The organism is Ruegeria conchae, assembly GCF_000192475.1.
GTDB lineage: Bacteria > Pseudomonadota > Alphaproteobacteria > Rhodobacterales > Rhodobacteraceae > Ruegeria > Ruegeria conchae.
The window spans coordinates 45,238-66,089 of the sequence record NZ_AEYW01000014.1 but is presented as its reverse complement, the minus strand read 5'-3'; the positions used below and the strand labels follow the sequence as shown (position 1 = coordinate 66,089).

General features: G+C 55.1%; 16 protein-coding genes and 1 pseudogene. 9 read left to right on the top strand and 8 right to left on the bottom strand.

The window, feature by feature from the left end:
- Positions 1-94 precede the first annotated feature (94 nt).
- A pseudogene (locus G7G_RS23960) lies at positions 95-295 on the top strand (DDE-type integrase/transposase/recombinase); the annotation flags it as partial.
- A gap of 133 nt (positions 296-428) precedes the next feature.
- A complete protein-coding gene (locus G7G_RS0114855) occupies positions 429-2,060 on the top strand; it encodes a hypothetical protein (RefSeq protein WP_010442226.1) in 1,632 nt (543 codons plus the stop codon).
- 24 nt (positions 2,061-2,084) lie between these two features.
- On the opposite strand, the gene G7G_RS0114850 is transcribed toward G7G_RS0114855, so the two are convergent.
- From G7G_RS0114850 to G7G_RS0114835, 4 genes are read right to left on the bottom strand one after another with little or no spacing between them, the layout of a single operon-like run.
- On the bottom strand, positions 2,085-2,822 hold the full coding sequence (locus G7G_RS0114850) for an SDR family oxidoreductase (RefSeq protein ID WP_010442225.1): 738 nt from the start codon (positions 2,820-2,822) through the stop codon (positions 2,085-2,087).
- Positions 2,819-4,144, bottom strand: a complete 1,326-nt coding sequence (locus G7G_RS0114845; RefSeq protein ID WP_010442224.1) for an FAD-binding oxidoreductase — start codon at positions 4,142-4,144, stop codon at positions 2,819-2,821. The genes G7G_RS0114850 and G7G_RS0114845 overlap by 4 nt, the downstream gene beginning before the upstream one ends.
- A complete protein-coding gene (locus tag G7G_RS0114840) occupies positions 4,141-4,569 on the bottom strand; it encodes a GtrA family protein (RefSeq protein WP_010442223.1) in 429 nt (142 codons plus the stop codon). Before G7G_RS0114840 ends, G7G_RS0114845 begins: the two co-directional genes overlap by 4 nt.
- A complete protein-coding gene (locus tag G7G_RS0114835; protein ID WP_010442222.1) occupies positions 4,566-5,996 on the bottom strand; it encodes a UbiA family prenyltransferase in 1,431 nt (476 codons plus the stop codon). The genes G7G_RS0114840 and G7G_RS0114835 overlap by 4 nt, the downstream gene beginning before the upstream one ends.
- 330 nt (positions 5,997-6,326) lie before the next feature.
- On the opposite strand from G7G_RS0114835, the gene G7G_RS0114830 reads away from it, so the two are divergent.
- On the top strand, positions 6,327-7,274 hold the full coding sequence (locus G7G_RS0114830; protein ID WP_139056610.1) for a hypothetical protein: 948 nt from the start codon (positions 6,327-6,329) through the stop codon (positions 7,272-7,274).
- 121 nt (positions 7,275-7,395) lie between these two features.
- On the opposite strand, the gene G7G_RS0114825 is transcribed toward G7G_RS0114830, so the two are convergent.
- The 3 genes from G7G_RS0114825 to G7G_RS0114815 all read right to left on the bottom strand — a co-directional run bounded on the left by G7G_RS0114825 (position 7,396) and on the right by G7G_RS0114815 (position 10,718).
- Positions 7,396-8,496 carry a hypothetical protein gene (locus G7G_RS0114825; protein WP_029622046.1) on the bottom strand — a complete coding sequence of 367 codons (1,101 nt, stop codon included), beginning with the start codon at positions 8,494-8,496 and terminating at the stop codon, positions 7,396-7,398.
- Positions 8,497-8,684: 188 nt separating this feature from the next.
- On the bottom strand, positions 8,685-10,097 hold the full coding sequence (locus tag G7G_RS0114820) for a hypothetical protein (RefSeq protein WP_139056608.1): 1,413 nt from the start codon (positions 10,095-10,097) through the stop codon (positions 8,685-8,687).
- Between the two features lie 21 nt (positions 10,098-10,118).
- A complete protein-coding gene (locus G7G_RS0114815) occupies positions 10,119-10,718 on the bottom strand; it encodes a polysaccharide biosynthesis/export family protein (RefSeq protein WP_010442218.1) in 600 nt (199 codons plus the stop codon).
- 284 nt (positions 10,719-11,002) lie between these two features.
- On the opposite strand from G7G_RS0114815, the gene G7G_RS0114810 reads away from it, so the two are divergent.
- The gene (locus G7G_RS0114810; RefSeq protein ID WP_010442217.1) at positions 11,003-11,215 is read left to right on the top strand and encodes a hypothetical protein; all 213 of its coding nucleotides are present in this window, start codon (positions 11,003-11,005) and stop codon (positions 11,213-11,215) included.
- 19 nt (positions 11,216-11,234) lie between these two features.
- Here G7G_RS0114810 and G7G_RS0114805 read toward each other — a convergent pair whose 3' ends face one another.
- Entirely contained in the window at positions 11,235-13,664 is a 2,430-nt protein-coding gene (locus G7G_RS0114805; protein ID WP_010442216.1) for a tetratricopeptide repeat protein, read from the bottom strand.
- 365 nt (positions 13,665-14,029) lie between these two features.
- Between G7G_RS0114805 and G7G_RS23085 the strand changes: the two genes are divergently transcribed.
- From G7G_RS23085 to G7G_RS0114780, 5 genes are read left to right on the top strand one after another with little or no spacing between them, the layout of a single operon-like run.
- Positions 14,030-15,034 carry an NAD-dependent epimerase/dehydratase family protein gene (locus G7G_RS23085; protein WP_010442215.1) on the top strand — a complete coding sequence of 335 codons (1,005 nt, stop codon included), beginning with the start codon at positions 14,030-14,032 and terminating at the stop codon, positions 15,032-15,034.
- Positions 15,031-16,272, top strand: a complete 1,242-nt coding sequence (locus G7G_RS0114795; protein ID WP_010442214.1) for a glycosyltransferase — start codon at positions 15,031-15,033, stop codon at positions 16,270-16,272. The genes G7G_RS23085 and G7G_RS0114795 overlap by 4 nt, the downstream gene beginning before the upstream one ends.
- Positions 16,262-17,251 carry a glycosyltransferase family 2 protein gene (locus G7G_RS0114790; protein ID WP_010442213.1) on the top strand — a complete coding sequence of 330 codons (990 nt, stop codon included), beginning with the start codon at positions 16,262-16,264 and terminating at the stop codon, positions 17,249-17,251. Before G7G_RS0114795 ends, G7G_RS0114790 begins: the two co-directional genes overlap by 11 nt.
- Before the next feature lie 20 nt (positions 17,252-17,271).
- Positions 17,272-19,380 carry an NAD-dependent epimerase/dehydratase family protein gene (locus G7G_RS0114785; RefSeq protein WP_010442212.1) on the top strand — a complete coding sequence of 703 codons (2,109 nt, stop codon included), beginning with the start codon at positions 17,272-17,274 and terminating at the stop codon, positions 19,378-19,380.
- Positions 19,381-19,413: 33 nt separating this feature from the next.
- Positions 19,414-20,814 carry an oligosaccharide flippase family protein gene (locus G7G_RS0114780; RefSeq protein WP_010442211.1) on the top strand — a complete coding sequence of 467 codons (1,401 nt, stop codon included), beginning with the start codon at positions 19,414-19,416 and terminating at the stop codon, positions 20,812-20,814.
- The last annotated feature ends 38 nt before the right edge of the window (positions 20,815-20,852 follow it).

Sequence of the window (20,852 nt, the reverse complement as noted above, 5' to 3'; positions counted from 1 at the left end):
ACGAGCGTCAACAGCCAAAAGTTTGCAACAGATCATCCGAGAGGTTAACAAAATCCTTAATCGGTTTGGTTGCACCGCCAAAATTTAAACAGTCAGGTCCAAGTATTTAAACAACCTGATCGAGCAGGATCATCGGTTTATCAAGCGTCGCATCCGGCACATGTGCGGGTTCAAATCTTTCAGATCCGCCTCGGCCACACTGGACGGCATTGAGGTCGCCAAAATGATCAGAAAGCAGCAATTCCCCAGCACTACGACATCTGGTTTTCGGCAATTTGCAGAGATCGCAGGATAAGTGTGTCCGGTAAGTCGCTAACTCTGACCGTCCCAAAAGTCTGCGACACATCCGTATGTGGATGCGCCCGTCTTGCCCCTCTGTCATAGTTTCGTTTACTCATTTCCATGTAGGCGAATTCAGAGAGACTGCCATGCAAAGGGATATTGGCCATCCCAACGGCCCGTTTGGTTTATTGATTTTAGCATTGGTTTCGGTTTTTGGGACTGTCCAAATCTATTTCTGGACTGATCGCAGCATCTGGATTGATGAAGTTTCGCAGTTGCTGAACTTCCCGCTGACCAATCTGGCCCAGGCCTTCGGCCCTTTGCCCGAGGCGCAGCAGGCGGGACCGCCCGTATTCAACCTGCTGCTGCAAGCTATCTCTGGTCTGTCAATTCATGTGATGCGTCTGATCATCATCCTGCTGACGCTGTGCGTGATCTCGGCGGCAATGTTTGGCGCTTTTGGCAAGCGGGCTCTGCCGATGGCGGCGGGGTTGCTCGTGTTGCTGTCGCTCCCGTCTTTTTTGATCAATGGCTCGATGTTGAAATTCTATGCTTTCGATGCCGCCGGGTTCGCCATCTTTGCGGCCTGGATCTATGCGAAAGACCGGAGCGCGGGGCTGAATTTCCGCGACATTGCAGTTCTTCTGGCAGGCCTCTTTTTGGGTGTTTCCACTATTGTCGGGGCGTGCGTCGTGGTGGGCGTATTTCTGGTATTGCGGCTTCTCGGGCGTCAGCTTGAGGTCAAAGAGATCGCGCTGGCGGGCCTTCTGATTGTGCTGTCTTTGGCTTATTACCTTCAGATTGGTCATGCGACGAAAATCCAGATTACTGCGTTTCCCGATGCCTATGGGGGTCTGGGCATGGAGGCGTTGCAGCGGTTCGGCGACGCCACAATGGAGCTGTTTCGGATCAGAGGCGCGGCCATCTTGTTTGTGGTTTGCCTCGTCGCTCTGGCCGCGGTTGCGTTCACAAAAGGGGCAGAGCGATCGCAACTGTCAGGGCTGATACTGTTCATCAGCGCCATTCTGGCGGTCTTTCTAGGGCTTGCCGCAATCGGCAAATACCCGGCCGCCAGTTCGCGCCATCTGGTTTGGATGTTGGGAGTGTTTCCCGTATTGGCCGGGGCGGTTGTCGATTGCCTGCTCCGCTCGTTAAGCTATCGACGTTCAATTGCCATTGCAGGTTTGGCTGTATTGAGCTGCATATTTGCAGCGACCGGGCTGCGCGTGGTATCGAAATGGCCGCCGCAACTTGTCGAAGGATCCAGTGATCAGGTGATCGCAACTTTGGCTGATCTTCCGCCGTCGCAGGTATTGCATTATTTCGGAGCATTTCGCCTGATCCCATTGATGATCGAACGAGGCGCACCCATTTCCCATCACAGTTATGCGCCATCTCTGTCGACCCACAGTGTTGCGATTGATCCATCCTATTTTGATCCGGAATGGAACGAGATGGACGCCGATCTGTTTTCCGAACTGATCGAGGATATGCTGCACAATGATCCTGCGGGCTGGGCGAAGATGTACATCATGTTGCGTTTGCGCGGCGATTTTCGCCCGTTGGCACGATTTGTTCTGGATGCTGCGCCCCGCGATGGTAGTACGTTCTACATAAGCTCAATCCATGCGGTCTGGCCCGGAGACACGGGGCGGGCGACCCACGGGTTGCGGCAAGTGCTTGACGAAAAGTCTTGCGATTATGAACCGGTGGGGGTTTTCATAACGCTGCTCAGTCCCGGTTATGTCCTGAAGGTCAATTGCCCGAAACTCCCTTAGTCCTGAAGGCAGTAGATGGCAATTTCATAGTTTCAGCCTCTTGAATATGTTCTCTGGAATGTTGCAGATGATCGTCATGATCAGCCACCAGATTGAACGGACATAAATCACGTTCTTCCCGCGCTCGACAGCTGTGGCGATCTTCTCGGCGACCTCCATCGGTTGTGCCGTCAACCATTCAGGCAGGTCCAGGTTTTCGGTCATCTGCGTGGCGACAAAACCAGGCAGAACCGTCACCACATGCACACCCTTCTTTGCCAACCGGTTCCTCAGACCTGACAGGAAGGCGGTAAATCCGGCTTTGGCCGAACCATAGACATAGTTTGTTGCGCGCCCACGCAGCCCGGCGACTGAACTGATGCCTACCAGAGTACCGGAACCACGCGTCTCAAACCGATTGGCGAGTTCAGCCAGAATGCCCGCGGGGCCTTCGTAATTCGAACGCATGACCAGGCTGGAGGCTGCTAAGTCCTGTTCGTTCTGCGATTGCTCACCCATGAACCCGACGGCGCAAACCGCGATCAATGGCAATTTCGGCAAACTGTCAACGAAGCCTGCAAAACTGTCAGGCTGCAACGCATCGAACTCATGAAGTGTAACGTCGACTTTGTATCGTGTCGTGATGTCGGCGCGGTTGGGTTTCAAGGTTTCGACATTACGCGCCGCAAGCTGGATCGGATGGCCGAGGCTTGCGAATTTATGCGCCACCGCGAGGCCGATGTCCGAGCGCGCACCAAGGATGAGAACGGAATCTTTGCTCATATCGCTAGCCTTTCGGATTGGGAGGATTGAAAAGTTTCAGAGGCACCGCTGTCCTGACGTTGGGCTACAAACCGCGCCACGCGCGGATCGCTCTCGATCAGCGTCTGTGCGGTCATTCGGGCATCCTTGGCCAGATAAAAACGGCCCCCATGGGCAATGGTGATCCTGTCCAACTGCTCAAGCAACCTTAGGTTTTTGGAAGTGGCAGGGAAGTCCAGCGCCAGTGTGTAGCCGAGCATCGGAAATGAAAACTTGCTGGACTGCTCACCAAACCGTTTCAGCACAGCCAGAAACGACCCGGCACCGGCTTCGGAAATCGCCTCGAGCAGAGCTTCGAGACCTGCTTTGGATGCATCGAGCGGCAATGCGCACTGAAATTGTAGAAAACCCCGGCGCCCATAAACCCGGTTCCAGTTCAAAATCGCATCCAGAGGATAAAAGTAGCTGTCCCAATCTACCAGATTGTCGCCAGCCTTGCGCAGCCCGGCGCGGTAGTACAGCGCGTTGAACGCCTTTACTAAGGGGCCTGACATGGCAAAACCCGGAAAGTCGAAGGCTACACTCTTTTTTCGCTTGGGGCGTAGCGCGTATCGGTCATCGTTTTCCTGCGCGCCCAGCATGTCGCCTGAGGCGTGTTCGCCCAACATGACCAGAGATCGGCCCCGGTTCGCACCACCCTTGAGGCAATCGATCCAGGCGACCGAATACGGGCTGTCGTCAGAGGTTTCGAAGATCTCCATTGCCTCGGCGAGGTTTTTGGCCGGGATCGTGGTTTGCCTGATCCAGCCGGTCTCGACCGATTGCAGGCGAATGGCTGCCCGCAGGATTATTCCGGTCAGTCCCATGCTGCCAGGTACCCAGTCAAATAGTTCCGGGTTTTGTGTGCGGGATGCCCGGTGCACCTGACCGGATTGATCCATGACATCCACCCATTCGAGGGCCGCCGACATCGAACCGTCACGATGATGGTTCTTGCCATGTACATCGGCCGCGATCATGCCTCCCAAGGTCACGAATTTGGTGCCCGGCGTGACCAGAGGGAACCAGCCGCGCGGCAGGAAAGAGGTGATGACATCCGCCAGCATTACACCAGACTCTGCAACCAAGATGCCGGTTTCCGCATCAAACGAGATCATGCGGTTGAAGTGACGCATATCGATTGTACCACGACGGCTGACGGCGCTGTCCCCATAGGCACGCCCGTTTCCGCGCGCGATGACGCCGCCTTTGGCCTGGGCAGCGGTCAATTCTGCCTCGGAACGCGGCCTATCAACGACCGGAGCGTAGATGACTGGAAAGCGCCCCCATCCGCTGAGCATCATGTCGCACGCCCCAGCGACAGCATCGCGTCGGTGAACACGTAGCGCCGGTCCAGATTGTATTTTACCACATAGCCGATGGTCAGGCCGATCACGGCACCGATCTCCCGTGCAAGGTCGGTTTTCCAGATCAGCCAGCATGCTGTTTCGGAACCCCAGAAGATTACCGTCGTGACCAGCCCCATGATGGTGTAGAGCGTGAACTTCTTGCCATGCGCCGCAGCGCCCGAGGACAGGTCATAGAAGATCCAGCGTTTGTCCAAAAGGTACTTTATGACCAGTCCCACAAATGTACCTGCGCCCATGGCAATGACAAAGAGGCCCAAACCTTCGCCCCAGTGCAAAACCAGCCGTTGGGTCGTCAGGTTTGCAATCGTTGCGATGACTGCGAACACGCCGTAGCGCAGGACCAATCCCCCCAATGTCATAGCAGCGCACCCCAGATGGCGCAGAACAGAATGCCCAGAAAACACAGCTGACTGGTTCGGTCCTTGGCCGCAAACACGACCGGGTCGTCGTGCATGTGTCCGCGATGGGTAATCATGATGATGCGGGTAAGCCAATAGAGCAGGATCAGGCATACAACCCAAAGCGCCGTAGGGGATCGGTAAAGCTCCACAACGGTTGGCGAGTTGATATAAAGCGCCATCACCAGCACCGATACATAACCTGACGAGATTGCCACCTGACTGATCAGCGGCAGATCATCGACCTGATATCCGCGACCAGCAGCTTCCATCGCACCACGCTTGGCGGTGTCTATCAGTTCGGCTTGACGTTTGACCGATGCCAGAGACAGGAAGAAAAACACCGAAAACGCCAAAAGCCAGACCGATAGGGGTATTTCTGTCGCATAGCCACCAGCGATGATGCGCGTCGTGTACAATCCGGCCAGCACTATGATGTCGATCACGATCCGGCGTTTGATGTTCAGGGAATAAGCGGTGGTCGCAACGTAGTAAAAGATCATCGCCCCCAACAAGGCGAGATTGACACTGGCGGCGATGATGACGCCAAGTGCAAGCATGCCCATCGCCATCCAGGTGCCATGAGCGATCGGTATTGCGCCTGACGCAAAGGGCCGTTTGCATTTGCGCGGATGGGCCCGGTCGGCGGCCAAGTCCAGAAGGTCATTTGTGACGTAGGCGCTGGAGGCAACCATCGAAAAGGAGATGAATGCCATCAGAGCGGCCAAAAACGTGCCCCAATCGTACTGATGGGCCGCCAGCATCGGCAGAAAGACCAATATGTTCTTGAGCCACTGATGCGGGCGCATTGCCTTGATATACGGTTTGATGCTGTTGGGCCGGGTCTGAAGATGATCGACCTGAGCGTCCAGGCTGTCCACCGTGCTGCGCAACGAGGCAGAGGTATTTACAGTGATTGCGCGTTCGGCTTGTGACCATACAGGAATATCGGCATGGGCGTCGCCCATATAAGCAAAACCGCCCTCAAAATGGTCCTTCAGAAAGGATGCCTTTGCAGGGCCTTTCAGGTTGCGAACGCCGTCCGATCCGTAGACCTCATCGAAAATACCCAGATGGTCGAAGATGCCATTGGCAATCCTTTCGTCACTGGCCGTTACCAGCGCCGTCCGGCCACCACGATTGCGCCAGTTCTTCACATAAGAGATGACCTCGGGGTCGTAGGGCAGCGTCGCCACATCCAATGGGCCGGATTGGGCAAGGTCCCGTTTCAGCTTTGCCTTGCTTTGCATCAACGCGCCGACAGCCTGAATTGGCGTCCGCCAGTTTCTTCCCAATGCACTCCAAAAAGTCTCAAACAAAATGTCAGAGCGCAGCAGCGTTCCGTCCAGATCCACCACCAGTACTGGTAAAGGTGTTTCACTCGTCATATGAACAAATGGCCGAAGCCCCTCAAACTATTAGTCAGATAACGCAAGTATATATATTTACTTGGCTATGGATATAATACGGCGGATGTATGTCTGGCGAGGCGCTATTTCACACAGGCTCGTTCATTGTGCCCCCATTACCCGTACTGATTTGAAATACGGACTTTTTCGGGATCGATCAGGGATAGCCCCTGTTTCATTGCCAAGAACAATATGCTGAATCGAGTAGAATAGTAGAGGGTCCGCGGAAGAATTTGTTTTGCAGGATGTACTTCGCATTTGCGCGATGTACTGTATTTCAATGAGATGAACCTATCGGGAGTTTATGCAGTGCGATTCTTGAGTGCAGTCGTTGTTTCGCTGGTCACCGTATCCTCGGTTCCGAGCCTTGCCCAAGCCGAGGCGTTACAGCGGAGGTCGACTGGTGCGTATATGAACAGTCTTTATGATCTGGTTCCCCCGATGATGAAGTTGCTGGTGGAAGCGAATGGCGAACAGTTTTTTGCGGCTCAGGGTAGCTATGACATTACGCCGCCTGTCGCTCCGCCGAATTGGAACCAGAACTGGATTCGATTTGGGGTTCCGTCGCCAGGGGTCACCCAGTCATGGCCGTCAGTTGAACGCGCAAACGTGACAGATGTTATCATCGTGACGGATAACTTTTCGGGCCCTCCTGTTTATGGCTCGCAAGGTGCTAACCCGAACCCGGCTGTCGCCGGGCCTATCCCCAGGCCCCCGGTCGAAGGCAAAGCTTTAACCTGGGGCGATGAGGTAACGGATATCATCGCGGCCCATGAAGAAAATGTGACGGATGAGCCGATCTATTGGATCTACGAAGGCTGGGCTGATGGCGGCAAAATATTGGACGATAGTACCGGTGCCGGATCAGACCGCGACTTTGCCCGTTGGCGTGAAAGAACGACATCACAATATGATTACACGGGTTGGTTCGACAATCTTCTGGAGCACGCCAAAAAAACTGAACCCAGTGTCGCATCGCGCATCAGGATGATCCCGGTCGCCCGCACAATGGTCTCGGTCATGGAAAACACGCCGGCTTCCGACATCAAAGCTGGCGAATGGTTTAAAGATGCCGCACCGCACGGCAATGACACGCTGCATCTGTTGGTCGCGATGATCGTATACTCGACCATGTTCGAGCAAAAAGCGCCAAAACCGGATGTCTCGACAAAGAATATTCACAGCGTCTTCATGGACAACTATGAAGAAATCTCTGACCATGTGTTCGAGGCTGTGCAGCCCTACATACCGTCCTGACGTCATTACTGCGTTAGCCAGAACCGAAGGTGATCCCGCTTGAGGGTTCATCTTCGGTTGCCCATCTGACGCGAGAAGCGGGTTGTTAAGGGCAGGCTAGGGAAGATTATCCGGCGGTTGGTTAGAGAATGCCATTTACCGCTTTCCACGCCATGCCGCCCCAAATCACGTTGACGAAATGTGAGAAGCCCACAATCAGGAAGAAAATGAGCAATATGTTGAACAATACAGGCGGCAGCTCCCGGCCCGGTGTGTTTTTCGCGAAGCCGAGGCTTACGGCAATCAGCAATGTAAAGATCACAGCTGTTGTGTGGAAACTGACCCAACGGCCCCAATCCACTGCAACGAGATAAAGAGGCAGAAACAGGAATGCCGAGGCCACGTAGGCCTTGATGAACATGCGACCATCAATGAAATGCCTGCCGATGACGATGATCGGGATCGCAGTTATTGCGTACAAAAGTGCAAAGGACAGGACGAGGGGTGAGAAAAACATCCAGAACGTCGCTGTCAGGTATTCCTTAAGCGGAATCTCAAGTGCTTTGATTGCTCCGGAACAAATCTCAGCGTCGACGCCCGCTGCCAGTACCGGGCGGCAAACTGTCATGTAATCGGTCACCGTGTCGAAGCTGAATGCAATGACGACGGTGGCGACGCAGGAGCCTGCAAGGATAATCAGAAGAGCAGCGAGCTCTCGGCGGGAAATCGCGGATTTCGCAAACAGCAGGTAATAGCTGAAGGCAAAGAAGGGGGCGAAGAAAAGGTTGCCTTCGTGGCTTAGAACAGCAAAGCCGAATACGAATGCCGAAACGTAGATCAAAATCCTGCTGGGTGTCAGGCGGCTGGTGGCATACAGCAAAAGGGTAAATGCCAGAAAGGTGATCAGCTCCTTTCGCAAGCCGCCCTGATCGTCAAGTGACCAGAAACTGATGAAAAAGCCCGGCGACAAAATCAGAAGCCAAATGGTCGCGGGTGTATCGGATCTTCTGATTGATTGGGTGAGCAGACCCATCGCGGCCAACAATAGGGAGATTTGCAGCAACACTACCAATAGCACAACGTCAATGGATAAGGTCTGAGAGACTCGTAGCAGTAATGAGCCCATTATTCCCCGACGCACGGTCGTATCGACGCTATTGATAAGCCAGTCACCCTGTTTCCAGGAGTTCCCACCCAGCAGAAAATCCTGGTACGCAAGCACCACGACATAGAGTGTGAACATCCATAAGAGAAATTTGGGAATGGAATAAATGTATCTTTGCAAGATCAACGGGTCCAGTTGAACATTAGCCAAAGCAGAGATTCACCATGGCGGTAATGCAGAACATATGAATTACCAACTGCAGCCGATGACTATGGTGGATCCGAGTATCTGGCAAGCCCACCTATGCAGTTGACGGTGAAAGCTGATCACGGCCGCCAAGCGAATTCTCGACCAATCTGAAAAAACGCCAGAGGACTGGTAGCTCGGCCAAGGCCCTCTTCATCACGGACACTGTAGTTTAGACCGGCATTTATAATCCATTGAGACTCGAGCTCGTAGCTGTATACGGCATTCAAGTCTGTCCGTTCAACGCGAGGATCTACTTCAGTAGAATCTTGGAAAATCTGCGTTGCACCAAGCCCGAAACGTGAAGATGGGCCAAGGCCCCAGATATAGCCGACGTCAAGAATATATTCGTCGCGAAATACCTCGTCATCTGTGATGACGACATCCCTATCGAAGAAGATTCGAAGTTCGTTGTCGCCAAATTCATTACTGTATGTCAACGACCCGATTGGTTCTGTTTTTCCACCATCTGTATGCGCAACACCCAAGCTGGCCGAGAGCTCAGCGCCAAGCACTTCAAGGCTGCGACCGACACGGAATGAATTAAGGCGCCCAGCCAGCGCCAACTCGCTTTCAGCATCGAAAAACACTGCGCCATTAGGCATATCATACTCGGCACCAAATCCTCCGATGAGGCCAGAGGCAGAGTCATCGCCGGAAATCAGTTCGCGCTCATCGATATCCACGTACCCTAACGCGAAGTCCAACCGCAACCGTTCGGTGACTTCCTGAGACAACCCAAAAACAATATCTTTGGTTTTCCGGTCAGTCTGATCCGGGTTATCTTCTTCGTATCGCTCTGCGCTGATATCAATCGCGGCAGTTGTGACCGGCGACAGGATAAAGCCAATGCCCGCACCCCCGCTAATTACATCAGTATCGAATAGATCCGGACTTGTCTGATCTACGTAGTCAAGATTCTGCGTATCTATGCGGAAATAATAGTTGACCAAATCCTGACGCCCAAAGTCCATTTGTAAGGAAAAGAGTAACTCTCTGCGAGTCCCGTCGCCCGTTAAATCGCCAAAGTCGGAGGGTAAATCGACTACACCGTCTTCATCTATGAAGTCATTAAGTGACCGAAAAAGACCTATATCATAGCTTGAAAAGTCGAGGCCAAGGTCGAGACCAGCGTTGGCTCCGTCTCGAATGTAACCAAAGTCAAAGATGGAATCACCGATATCAACGTCGCTGCCTCGATCTGGCAGATCGCTAAACCGCAAAGCGGTAACAGCATCCAAGCTCAGGCTCTGTATGGGAGTTTCACTCGATAGCCCAAAGGATAGGATTGTCGAAGCAATTGATCCATTGCCCTGCTCGGGAACATCAAGTGTCAAATTGCGCCCTGTCTCAAAACGCTGAGCTATGCCAAGGGTCATTTGCGGCCCGCCGGGATCCAACTCAATGCCCTGAGCGATTGCGCGGTTACCTGTATTTACCGACATACAAACAGCACCACAAAGTGCTGTTTGTAAACCAAGCTTTAATTTCACTGCCCTGCCCCTTTTTAGGGGTTATTCGAACAAGCGCCGTTGTGGGATTACAATCACATCACCGTCGGCCAGCCTCGTCGATCCCCCTGTTCCTGTGCCGTCCAACATCGCATCATAGTCAAACTGGTAAACAGTTTCCTTACCTGCGCTGTCTGTACGACGTAGCATTATCCGTTTTGTGGCGGCGAATCTAGAAAATCCACCCATCTCACCGAAGAATTGCATAAGTGTTGTACCGCGCACTGGCGCATGACGCCCGGGCGAGCCTGCTTCTCCAATCACATATACATAGATCGTTTCGTCGGGAAGCGGCGGAATCGGTACGTTCAACGCGCCCAGCGATACAAACACGTTGGGCGTAGAAGCGAAGTTGGGAGCAAGCAGTTCGGTCAGATCAGACCTGACCTGCTCAACTGTGCGGCCCCCGGCCCTGATGGTGCCCGCGAGCGGTACGTTTATCTGACCGTCAGGCGCCACAAGAATGTCGCGGTTGAGGCTCTCATCTTCAAGCACTTCGACGCGCAGCGTATCGCCTGACTGAATCCGATAGCCCTGCGCCAGCGCCGGCAGCGCCAGAACGCTGATCAATGCCGAAATAAGCAATGTGAAAATTGATCTCATGTCCAAACTCTTCCATCTCTGCATTGCAGTATCGCTCGGCGCTGCGCCGAATACACTCTATCCTGTTTCGGCGATATCTTGCCCAGCTTTCAAGTCAGTTTTCATGATTTCTTGCAGACTGTGACGTAGTTACCCTTTGTTAACCGGATCTTCCTAACCTGATCGGCGAATGACCGCTGCCTTCGTGCGCTGGACGAAGACATTATTGTGACACAATTGTATAATTTGCTGGCGTGGTGTCAGGACAACCGCGCGTAGGGACATCTCAGGGGATGAAGTGTGAGATGATAGTCGGATTGATCTTGCATGGATTGATGGCCGCGGGCGCATTGAGCGTCGGTGCGCTGGTTTCAGGCGCTTCATTGGGCACCGCGATCATGATCTATGCAGCAACAGGCGGTATTGTCGGCCTTATGCTGTGTGCCGTCCTCATTTGCCGCGCCCTGCTTGTCGAGGAAAATTGTGTCGAACACGTTTCGGTCCAACAGGTGAATTGACAGGCGGACCGCGCGACAGTCACCGGTTGACAGACAATTGCTGCAACAATTCCTGCGTTCTTTGTAACTGAGAGAAATCGTGCTGCGCCGAAAGCGCGACAGCCCGGTTCAAGACTCTTTGTGCGTCTTCCCCGCGTCCAGCAGCAACATAAGCTTCTCCCAGATGATATTGAACAGTCGGATTGTCGGGCAGTCCTTGCGCTGCTGCCTCAAGGTGAATTATCGCTTCATCCAATTCGCCCCTTAGAAATACAATCCAGCCATAGGTATTGCGAAAGGCAGGTACGTCTGAACGTTGAAACCGGCGGGCGACGACAAAGGCGCGCGACAGGCTTTCGGCATCATCGCGATGGATGCTGATCAGACTGGCCAGATTGTTGGCAAATACCTCTACGTCAGAGTTATTTGTGTAAAGCGCATCATAAGCTGCAATCGCTCCGTCGAAATCATTCTGACGTTGAAGCTGCTCTGCCCGCAGGGCGCGCGGCAACACTGCATCTGGATTGGCGTCTGACGCGACATTGAGCAGTGCCGTTAGCTCTGGCTCGCGCCCTTGTCGGGTCAGCATCCGGGCCATTTGGCGTACGGCTCGAAGATTTTCCGGGTCTTCTGTAAGCAACACGCGATAGATCGCTTCGGCTTCGTCATCCTGGCCTTCGGCCTCGTAAATCCCGGCGCGCAAATAGCGCAATACCGGATCGCCGGGCGTGTCCTGCAACCTGTTTTCAAGCACATCAACAGCCGTATTGATTTTGCCGTTCTGTACCATGGTGCCGATCAAGTTTGTCAGTGCATTAAGGTCCGCCGGCTCTGCGGCGCTCAGGTCGCTCAGGAATCTGATAGCGTCTTCGGTTCGGTTCTGTTGAACCAATACTGCTGCTTCGATCCGATCGGCGGCTGTCAGTGCAGAGGGATCATCTTGTGCCCGCAGGCGCCAGATCAGTCTCTTCACCCGAATCCAATTCTTTTGCCGCAGCTGAATCTCAGCCATTGCGGTCAGCAATTCGACATTGCCGGGCGTGACACCAAGCGCATCCGCCAGAACGGTTTCAGCAACATCAAGCCTGTCATCCGACAGCAGGAACGCAGCATAGCGCAAAGACTCGTCCAGAGCGCGACCTGAGGCCTCAACCGCTAGCGCATAGCGCTCACCGGCCAGCTCTCGCGCTCCGGTGCGCTCATGTGCCTGACCCATCAGAATCAGAATGTTGGGATCGCGCGGTGCTCCGGCCTGGGCGGTGCGCAGCGTCAGAATGGCCTCCTCGGGGCGATCCTCGCGAATTTGCCAGGTGGCGTGCATTTTCAGCGCTTCCGTATGACCCGGAGCTTCCGCCAAAACCTCGCTGATCAGCGCCTCGGCGGCAGGTACATCCCCGCCGCTGATCAACATGCGCGCCAGATTGATCTTAAGGTTTGCTGTCTCTTCCGTGGCCTGAGCGTCCGCCAGCAGTTCGTGCATCATTTCGATGGCGGCTGCGGTCTGGCCTGCCTCGTAGTTCAGGGCCGCCAATGTGGCCTGATAGCTTTTGTTTTCGGGCTGCGCGGAAATCAGGCTGTTCAGTTCCGAGCGCGCAGCTTCCTCACCTTGGGTGCGTTTCAAGAAATTGACCACTTGCAGGTGATCGTCGACGCCTGTGTTTGGTGCATTTGCGAGCTGACGCAAAAACGCCTCGCCTCCGGCGACGTCCTTTTGCTCCATATGCCATGCCAATCGCATGTTGCGCGCCAATCGCCGGTCGGGAAAGCGGCCCGTCAATTCCCGCAATGCCTCACCTATTGCCGCCATGTCTTGTTGGTCGGACAGGATACGCAAACGGGCCAGATGGAATTCATACTCATCGGGAAGATGCGTCAACGCTGTTTCGATACGGCGCAGGGCCAGATCAGGGTTCCCAGTCGTTACCGCATGATCAATAACCAATCGCCGGGCGAGGCGATCGTCGGGACTGTCCACCAGTCTGTCCTGTGCGACTTGCAATGGCGCGTCAAGCGCAGCAATGTCCTCGGCCTCGATCCCCTCACGATAGTCCAGAACCGCATTTAGAAAGCGGACATCCGCATTGTTAGCTGCCAGATCACGCGCAGTGCGACCATGGCGCAACGCATCCTCCCATCGGTTCTGGTCCAATGACATTCTGGTCACGATAAGTCTGGTATCCAGCCGTTCGGGCTCCTGTTCGACCACGCGCAGATACTGGTTCAGCGCCTCGCCTATCTGGCCTTGTTGTGCCAGAGTCTGCGCAAACAAGATCCGTCCTTGGGTATGAGAAACATCCAGCTCTAATACGTTACGCAGTTCAAGCAGCGCCAGTTCGGGATCACCCGTCTCCAAAAGCTCAAGCGCCGATTGATAGAAGCGCTCGGCCCGTTCTTCGGAGGATTCGCAGCCAGCTAGGAAAATGGTCGTGCAAAGCGCAATGAGTGGCGGATTAATCAGATGTCTGAACATAGCTTTTTAAGTTTGAGCTTTCGACTAACGGCATACTGTCCAGTAGTGCGTGATGTTACCAGCGCTTTGATCGAGAATTGTGTTCGCGCACGTTCACAGCCTGGTGTTTGTCGATATCAGGTTGGGGAGGCCTATCTTGCGTCATATGCGGGCAGAGGCGCGGAATTGTTCTTTTCCGGGCAAAAATTCGGGCATTCCCATTCGTAATTACGCTCACTTACTTTATAAAACTCTCGAAATTGACAAAATCCCGATTTACGCAGGGGTTTGAATAGGTCTTTTTGTTGTTAGGTTTGATAGTGTTGTGCGGTTGAGATTTCTTTTGAATACCAAGCACCAAGGGACACCCGGATTGTGTTAACGTCATGGCTGGGTTGAAGATTTTGATCACAGGCGCGAGCGGTTTCATCGGGCGCTACGCGGTTGACGCGGCGCGAGGCGCGGGGAATGAAGTGGTGGCATTGGTGCGCTCTGAAGCGACTACGCCTACTGCATGGAGCACTGATTCCGGGATTGTCGTGTTTCCTCTGGATCTGGCGGAACCAGATGCGAAGGGCAGACTAGCGAAACGATTGTCTGATGTGGATGCAATTATTCACGCTGCGGCAATAATGGGTGGGGCGCCAGACCGCCAGATTCGCGAGACAGCTAAGGCGATGGAAACGGTACTTGGCGCGATTCAGGCCTGCTCGTCTTCGCTTCGGCTGGTGCTGGTCAGTTCCCTGTCCGTCTATGATGGCCGTGCTGTAGAAACCGGCGTGCTGTTGACCGAAGATTGCCCGCTCGAAACTGCACCTCAGAAGCGGGACGCCTATTGTCAGGCCAAACTGATGCAAGAGCGGCAATCACGTGCTGTGGCCGAAGCACAAGGTTTCGATCTTTGGATTATGCGGCCTGGCGCGGTATTTGGGCCAGAGCGTTTGTGGAACGCGCATTTAGGGTATCCTGTTGGACCGCTGCTGATTTCGATGGAAAGTGCCGGGGAAGTCCCTGTCAGCTATGTGGTGCACACTGCGCAGGCGCTTGTGCAGGCAGCGCAGACCCCGTCCAATGGGGTCGAAGTGATCAATGTTTTTGATGATGACCGTCCAGACCGCGCCACCTATGTCGCGGCGCTGCGTCAGACGGGTTGGCCGCGCGTGGTATGGCCGATTAGCTGGCGTCTGTTCAGTATTGTCGGTGCCGTATTGGGCAAGATTCCGAGGCTGGGTAACAGATTACCGGGGCTGCTGCGGCCCGCCACGTTGCATGCCCGGATGAAACCAGTGCGCTTTGATACGACACGCCTTCATGCGCGACTGGATATCCCGCCGCAGCCGTCCTTTTCCGAAGTCATGCACCGGTTACAGATCGAAGGTAAGTCGGCATGAGCCAGCCAGCACCCATCGCATATCTGACTGGGGAATACCCCCGCGCGACAGATACTTTCATCCAGCGCGAAATTTTCGCCCTGCGTGCGCAGGGGGTTGAAGTCGAAACGTGTTCGATCCGCAAGACGGGCATCGAGCATCATGTGGGCCCCGAACAACAACAGGAATATCAGAATACATTCTATGTGATCGCGGCAGCGAAATCCCCGTTGCACCTGATCCAATGCCACCTGAAGGCACTGATGCGGGCGCCAGGTCGATACTTCTCGGCCCTTGGTCTGGCGCTGAAGACCCGTCCGGCCGGGTTGAAGGGATTGGTGTATCAACTGTTCTACTTTGCAGAGGCGGCGGTGCTGGCCGAGCATCTTCGCAAGCGTAAGGTACGCCATCTTCACAATCATATCGCTACGGCCACCTGCACGGTTGCAATGCTGACCAGCCGGATCAGTGGTATATCTTTCAGTTTCACAATCCACGGGCCGGATATCTTTTTTGAACCCAAACACTGGCGCATCGATACCAAGATCTCTGAGGCCCGGTTTGTGGCCTGTATCAGCGATTTCTGCCGCAGCCAGTGCATGATCTTTTCGGACCCCCAGCATTGGAAGAAGCTCAATATCATTCATTGCGGTATCGATCCCGAGAAGTATCAAGCGACCAGCACCGCTGATCCTGACAGGCCTCATCTGGTCTTTGTCGGTCGGCTGGCGGGGGTCAAAGGCGTGCCGGTCCTACTTGAGGCACTGTCGCGGCTTGAACAGGACACGCCCGGATTGCGTGCAACGCTGATCGGGGATGGGCCAGAACGGGCAGATCTTGAAGATCAGGCGAAGCGCTTGAAACTGGATGGGGTGGTGCATTTCGCCGGATACAAATCGCAAAGTGAGGTGGCAGAGATTTTGACCGGGGCCGATGCGTTGGTCCTGCCCAGTTTTGCCGAAGGTGTCCCGGTGACGCTGATGGAGGCGATGGCCAGTGGTCTGCCTGTGCTGACCACCCGTGTCGGCGGCATTTCGGAACTGGTCGAGGATGGCGTCAGCGGCTATCTGGTGCCGCCCGGCAATGTCGATGCGTTGACCGAACGCCTGCGTGATTTGCTGAGCGATCCCGAATTGCGCGCCCGCATGGGTCAGGCGGGCCGGACCAAAGTGACCGCCGAGTTCAACCAGAAAACTGAAGCGACGCGTCTGGCGCAGCTCGTCCAACCTGAAAGTCAGGGGGTGAGGAATGCCGAATGATACCCTGATCCCGGCAATCGGTCTGGTCCTGATCGGTCGAAATGAAGGTGAACGTCTGGTTCGTTGCCTGGCTTCGGTTCCCGATGAAGTGTCTGCGGTGGTTTATGTAGATTCGAATTCTTCCGATGACAGCGTGCAGCAGGCCCGTAATGTCGGGGCACATGTAGTTGAGCTGGACCTGTCCCGCCCGTTCACTGCAGCGCGGGCACGCAACGCCGGATATGCTGCCTTAAAGGCGATGGGTGTGCCACTGGACTTTGTTCAGTTTGTTGATGGCGATTGCGCCATCGTCGATGGCTGGGTCGCTGCCGCGTCTGAGGCGCTGGTCGCCGATCCCGGGCTTGGCATCGTGACAGGTTGGAGAGCTGAGATTCACCCCGATACAAGCGTCTACAATGCGCTTTGCGATTTCGAATGGCACCGCCCGGCGGGTTCGATCCTAACCTGCGGCGGCGACATGATGGTACGGGTTCCGGCCTTTGACGGGGTCGGCGGCTTTGATGACACCGTCATCGCGGCCGAGGATGACGAATTCTGCGTGCGCATTCGCAAAGCGGGTTGGAAAATCGAACGCTTGCCCCTGGACATGACCCGTCACGACGCTGCCATGATGCGTTTTTCTCAATGGTGGAAGCGGGCCGTTCGCACCGGGCATGGATTTGCCCAGGTTGGCGATCTGCATGCCGACTATTTCACGCGAGAGCGCACAAGGGCCTGGTTCTATGGTGCGGTCTTGCCAGCCGTCGCGGCAATCGGGCTGTTCGTGTCGGCCTGGATCGTTCTGGCAGTTTTGGGCATCTATGTGCTGTCGTACCTGCGGACCACACAGGGCCTTATGCAGGAAGGCTTGCCTCGTCCATCAGCGATGCGACAGGCGGTTTTGCTGTCCTTGTCCAAACTTCCCAACGTTGTTGGTATGCTGACATACCTGTGGCGCCGAAAGCGGGCGGCGCCGATGAAGATCATCGAATATAAATAGTCATTCGTGTTGAAAAGAATATGTATCAGAACCCAATTCGCGTCGGCCTGATCGGAGCCGGATATATCGCAACCTGGCACGCAAACGCGCTGCGGGCCAGCAAAGGCGTTGACCTAACGGCAATCTGCGATGTGTCGCCCGCGGCGGCATCGGATTTCGCCGGAACCTATGGAATTCAGCCCTTCACCTCGATCGAAGAGATGGCGGCTGCCAATATCTGCGACGCGGTCCATATCCTGACCCCACCGCATATCCATGCAGACCTGGCACAGCGCTGTCTTCGGGCGGGCTTCCATGTGATGGTGGAGAAACCCTTTGCGTTGTCGCATGCCGATTGCAGCGCTGTCGCGGCTGCAGCAAAAGAGGCTGGGCGGCAGATTGCCGTCTGCCACAACTTCCTGGGTGTCCCGTCATACGAGCGGTTGAAACAAGCCTGCCGGTCTGGCGCGTTGGGCCGGATCAACAGCGCCGAATTCAACTGGCGCTTTCCCTTGGCGCCCCTGCGATCCGGTCCCTATGGCCTGTGGATGTTACAAGAGGCACGCAATCTGCTTTTTGAACTGGGGCCGCATCTTTACGCCTATGCCGTGGATCTGTTTGGTGAGCTCAGCGATTTCAGACTGGAAGCAGGTAAGCCCGTCACTCTGCAAGGGGGGCAGGTCCGCCCGCAAAGCTGGCAGATCCGGGCGCGGGCTGGTCATGTCGATCTGACGTTCAATCTCGAATTGGTTGAAACCATGGATGACCGGTCGGTCGTAGTGCATGGATCCTCGGCGATGGCGCGGCTGGATTATGCTACGGACACGCTGACGATCCGACGCGAGAACACATCCGACATCGTCATAAACCCATTCCGTCAACAGATGGGGCTGGCGGGTCAGCATCTTTGCGAGGGCGTGGTCAACGGCGTGAGACAACTGACATCGTTGAACCGCAAATCCCCCTATGCGCTGAGCTTTCTGGGGGCGTTTGGTGCGTTTTACGATGCGATCCGCACTAACAACCCGGTGGACGACCGTTTTTCGGCCGCTGCTGCCGGGGCCGTCATCGGAGCCATTGAACAAACCGCCGAATTGATACCGGATGAATTCACCGCGAAGCCTGCCCCGGTCGTGCCTGCTGCAACTTTGAAGCCTACGGTTATGGTGATCGGGGGCACTGGTTTCATCGGTCGCCATCTGACACGCGCTTTGGTCAAAAGCGGACGTCGGGTGCGGGTCCTCAGTCGTGGGCGGCATGGACCTTTCGCCGACATTGCTGATCAGGTTGAAACTGTTGCTGTTTCGTTGCGGGACAAAGAGGCGCTGACCGCTGCCATGGAAGGGATTGAGGTCGTCTATAACCTGGCCAAATCCATGGACAATACCTGGGAAGGGTGCCTTGAAAACGACGTCGGCGTGGCTGTGCGCGTGGCGGAGGCAGCGCAAGAGGCCGGGGTCAAGCGGTTGATCTACACCGGAACCATCGCCTCATATGACATGTCCGATCCAGCGCGCACGATCACAGAAGACACCGGATTTGGCGAGGATATGAGCGACCGCAACCTCTATGCCCGCTCAAAGGCGGAATGCGAGAAGCGACTGCTTGAAATGCACCGGAATCAGGACCTGCCTCTGGTAATTGCGCGGCCCGGCATTGTCATCGGTGAGGGCGGGCCGCTTCAACATTGGGGCATCGGGCGCTGGCATGGGGCCGGGGCGGTGCGGATCTGGGGGGATGGGCACAACATCCTACCGTTTGTCCTGATCGAAGATATCTCGGATGCTCTGATCGCAATGATCGACAATGACGCTGCCGTGGGGCAGTCATTTAATCTGATTGGTGAGCCGATGATGAGCGCGCGGGACTATTTTGACGCGATACATGAGGCTTTGGACGCGCGGATCGAGGTCAAAAAAGGCGCTTTCTGGACCTTCTACCTGTCGGGCAGCATCAAATACCTGCTCAAACGCTACGTCGTCGGGCTGCGTGATCTGAAGAACCAGTCCTATAGCGATTGGAAATCCCGGGGCCATCTGTCCCCCTTCAGCAATGCCCGCACCAAAGAGGTTCTGGGTTGGAAACCCGAAGCGGATCGGGATGAATTTGTCCGCAAGGGCATCACCCAGGCCAACCTGTTCGGCTTTTAGGATGTGGTGGAGTCAGACCATGGCTGAACCGGCATGAAGTTCATAAGCCAGCGCATATCCGGGCTGATGTCCGACCGCGACAGTCTGCGGCGCAAGATCATGGCGTCGGCCGCGTTATCGACAATGGTCTTCGTGATGCAGGTAATGGCGCGGATCGTCTCAACCATCGTGCTGACCCGAATACTGACGCCCGAGATATTCGGGGTCTTCGCCGTCGTCATGACCTTCATCTTCGTGCTCGAGATGTTTTCCGATCTGGGCGTGCGCTCGCTGATCCTGACCCGCGAGGGCGAATTGGATGATGGGTTTCTGCGCTCCTGCTGGACGGCGCAGATTTTGCGCGGAGTTCTGATCCTGCTGGTCTGTATCCTGCTGGCGTTTGGCATATCGTGGGGGCAGGGGGCAGAGTGGTTCGATCCAAAGTCAAGCTATGGTGACCCGACGCTTCCATTTGCAATCGCCGCAATCGGTGGGTTTTCTATCATCAGCGGCTTCGCGTCACCAGCCAAGTTTGTCTATGAACGCGAAATGAAGTTCCGTCAGGTCAGCAAAGAGACGCTGATCAGAGTGGTTCTGACAACGGTCATAACTATAGGTCTGGCCTTCTGGCTGCGTAATATCTGGGCGCTGGTTCTGGGTAATCTCGCAGGCGCAGTTATCATGGTTACGCTTAGCTATGCGATGTTTATCGGTCCAGCGATGCGGCTGAGTTGGAGCGTTGATGATTTCCGGGTGATCATCGAGCGCGGCAAATGGATCATCGGTCATTCGGCTTTGTCCGCCGTCACCGTAATGGCTGACCGCTTTGTTTTAGGCTTTGCGATGTCGGCAAGCTCGTTTGGATTCTATTATATCGCCCGTCAGATCGTGGATATTGTCGAGACGTTTTTGAACACGGTACACGCTCAGATGGGACTTCAGGTGTTCACTGAATTGCACAAAGACGGCGAAGAGGCATCTTTGCGCCGCCGCTATTATCGATACCGCATCCTGTTTGACAGTCTGGCGATGTTCGGAGCCGGTACGCTAATGACTTTCGCCCCAACATTGGTAGGTATTATCTACGATGACCGATACGCGGACGTCGCGGGCATGATCCAGATCCTGTCTGTGGGTCTGATCCTGATTGGCCCGCGCCTGTTGCGCGAGGCCTATAGCGCGCAACGCCGGTTCCGCGAGATGACGGTTCTCAGCCTGGTAAGCGCTGCAACGATCTGGGTCGGACTGTTCATCGCGATATGGGGTTTCGGGTCAACGACCCTTGCGCTAATCGTTGTCGCATTGCATCGCATACCCGAGGTCACCGCGCTCTTGGTGATGGGGCGTCGGGAAGGCTGGGTATCACTGCTGCATGAGGTCCGGTTGATGCCGCTTGTGCTGGTCGGAGCAGCAGTGGGCTGGGGAATGGCTGAACTTTGGGCCGCAGCAACATGATTTCGAGGAAGTGCATGGATGATGGTTCCAAGCACTCA